The sequence below is a fragment of the Pseudoalteromonas sp. MMG012 genome (genome assembly GCF_018100875.1).
In the GTDB taxonomy this organism is placed as follows: domain Bacteria; phylum Pseudomonadota; class Gammaproteobacteria; order Enterobacterales; family Alteromonadaceae; genus Pseudoalteromonas; species Pseudoalteromonas aurantia.
In genome coordinates this window covers 1-2,894 of the sequence record NZ_JAGJEF010000157.1, presented here as the reverse complement: position 1 = coordinate 2,894, position 2,894 = coordinate 1, and the positions used below count along the sequence as shown (strand labels likewise).

Annotated in this window: 1 protein-coding gene; it reads right to left on the bottom strand. The window is 42.3% G+C overall.

The features are described 5' to 3' along the window. Window positions 1–791: 791 nt before the first annotated feature. Window positions 792–2,456: an alkaline phosphatase family protein gene (locus tag J8L97_RS22620; RefSeq protein ID WP_211052977.1), complete on the bottom strand. Its 1,665-nt coding sequence runs from the start codon at window positions 2,454–2,456 to the stop codon at window positions 792–794. Window positions 2,457–2,894: the final 438 nt, after the last annotated feature.

Below are 2,894 nucleotides of genomic sequence, written 5' to 3'. Positions count from 1 at the left end.
ACAGGGCTTATTTACAGGGTCGCACTCATTGCTATAGTTCAACACTTCATTGAGCTGAACTAAAAATTTCGTCGCTCTGAACTAAAACGTCGTCGCTCTGAACTAAAATTTCGTCGCTCTGAACTTGTTTCAGAGTCCACTCTCATTATCCCACAAAACACATAGACCCTGACCTACATCAGGGAGACAATACGGGGCTCTGCCCCCTGTATTTCCACATCGTTATTCAATGAAACATTAATTCCTGACCTAACGCCAGGGTGCTATCTCCCAGTATTTGCACACTAGCTAAAAGCTTTATGACTCAGTACTTAAGCGACGGATTAACAGAAACTTCGTTGTTATGAAGCAACTCTTCATTGCGCAGAGCCACCACCCTTCGTCACTCTGAACTAAAACTTTCGTCGCTCTGAACTTGTTTCAGAGTCCACTCTCAATATCCCACAAAACACATAGACTCTAACCTACGTCAGGGAGACAATACGGAGTTCTATACTCTGTATTTCCACATTACTATTCCACAAACACCAAGGACCCTGACCTGCACCAGGGAGACAATACGGAGTTCTATACTCTGTATTTCCACATTACTATTCCACAAACACCAAGGACCCTGACCTGCGTCAGGGAGGTAATACGAAGGCTCTATTAGCCTGTATTTGTACATCATTCCCCCGAAAATATCATGAGCCTTAACGTACACCGGGGAGGTAATTCGCCTCTGGATCAAAACGCAAAAGGCCAACTCAATAAGTTGACCTCTTCCTATATCGCAGGTGTAAACCCCGCCCCTAATGACTTGCATTCATCAATGAAAGCAGCTCAGAGCCGTGCCCGTTATTATATATCGCGCGTACTTCGCTGAGCGTAATAGCACGGCGCCATACTGCAAAATCATCTAAATCCGCTTTTAAATTATAATGATATCTGCCAGTTCCATCTTGACCAATGTTCCAATCAAGCTCTGAATTAATATCACCCACGTTTGAAATATCACCAGCAATAATATTCAACTCACCAGAGGGACTACCTGCGTACAAAGTTGCCACGCCTTGGCGGTCAAACGATGCCACCAATAACCACCAACCATTAAAAGTGTAATCAATAGGGTCTATGTCTTTTCTATCAGAGCGTGATGAGGCGATGTTAATACCAAAATCATCCCCATTCCCCTCATTGGCAAGCAGTAACGTACCTCGGTTTGCACCACTTACCCAGTTTTTGTTCCCTACAATAACAGGATCACCCACTTGATCACCGCTTACTCTATACCATGTCATAAGGGTAAAGTCGGTGTCGGTGCCAAAATCTAACTCACTTGATTTACCTAAAGTTAAGTGCTCTTTTTTGCCATTTATTTTCACATATGTACCAAACTTTCCGTTCGCGCGCAGCTCTGGTGATCCGCCGCCTACCTGAGCATGAGTGTGATTACCCGATGCATCTTCATAGTTACCATCAAAAGGAAGGTACGTTGTCAGGCCGTGATCAATTCCTTTATCACTTTCCGGTCGAGTATTTTGCCCTTGTACTGTGCCATCCATATTTGCTGGTATAGCCAAACCATGGTGAGCCAGTACAGTGGGGGCCGCATCATAATTGCGCGGAATACCAGACAAATACCCCTGCTTAGCCACCTTTGATGTGACTAAAAAAGGAATTGTGTAGTTATCAGCAGCATGAATACCATGCGATGAGCCTCGTCCGCCATGATCTGATGTCACCACAATTTGCCAATCTTCATAAGTAAAATTAGGACGGGCTTTAATCGCCGCTAACAACTGCCCAATTTGACTATCAACGTCATTAATTTCATCTACATAACCATCATCAGATGCCGTAAAACAACAGGCATGGCCTGCCCCATCCACATCGTCTAAAAATATAAATAGTGCATCTATGTCGGTACCTTGTGGCCAGTTTGATGCACTATAGGTACCCTTGATAATATTCACTGCATTTTGGGTGTTAACTGCATCATTTGCATCAATTTTAAGATCCGCGGTGTTAGTAATTTGCATATCGGTTCCCCAAGTCACCAGATACGCAGTATTGAGAGAAGAGTTTGACTGCTCTAATAGTGTTAGATAATGGGGATAGGTTGAATAATTGCCACCCGCAACATTACCATTACCAGTTACCCCACTTTTTTTAGCGGTTACACCGGTCATAATACCAACATGATTCGGGCCACTGTTTGGCGCCGCGTCTGTCATCGTTTGCGCATAATGGGCAAACGCAGCTTTATAACCCGCGGCCCAGGTACCATTGATTAATGTATCAAGGTGAGGCGTGTTCGCATTTTCAATACCATCTCCACGTAACCCATCAACTGCAATTAGTAATGAGTGTGTACTGGCCAAAGATGCTGAAGACATACCAAGTGCCGTACAGCACAGTGTTGTGTTTAATAGCTGTTTGAATTGGTAACAAAGCGTTGAATATTTATTTTTCATCGTTTTTCCTGTGAGTTAATTGGTCTATCAAATATTGGACTAGACCAGAAAACGATAAACATTAATTATTACTTTTCGGTGATTTAAATATTGCATGTAGATAACAATTTGATGAAATATTCAACAAAACGATACAAAAAATGAATGCTTGCTTAGTAAAGTAGTGACATTAAAGCCATTGATGTGATTGTAACTATTCAGGCCAGTTCAAAGCCACCACTTAAGACATTGTTTAGAACAACACCCCGCCGTTTATAAAAAACCTCGTCGCTCTACAAACACATCATCGCTCTATAAAAACATTGTCGCTCTGAACTTGTTTCAGAGTCTAGTAACGACTTAATCTCAGATTGATATGAAACACCAAAGTCTTTAAACATCAGTTACTCCAGCCAAAAAGAAACCAGCAAATGCTGGCTTCTATGTTTAGTTTATAGT

Bases quoted from the DNA above. Each gene is read 5' to 3' on its own strand.
- J8L97_RS22620 (WP_211052977.1), bottom strand. From the start codon at position 2,456: ATGAAAAATAAATATTCAACGCTTTGTTACCAATTCAAACAGCTATTA.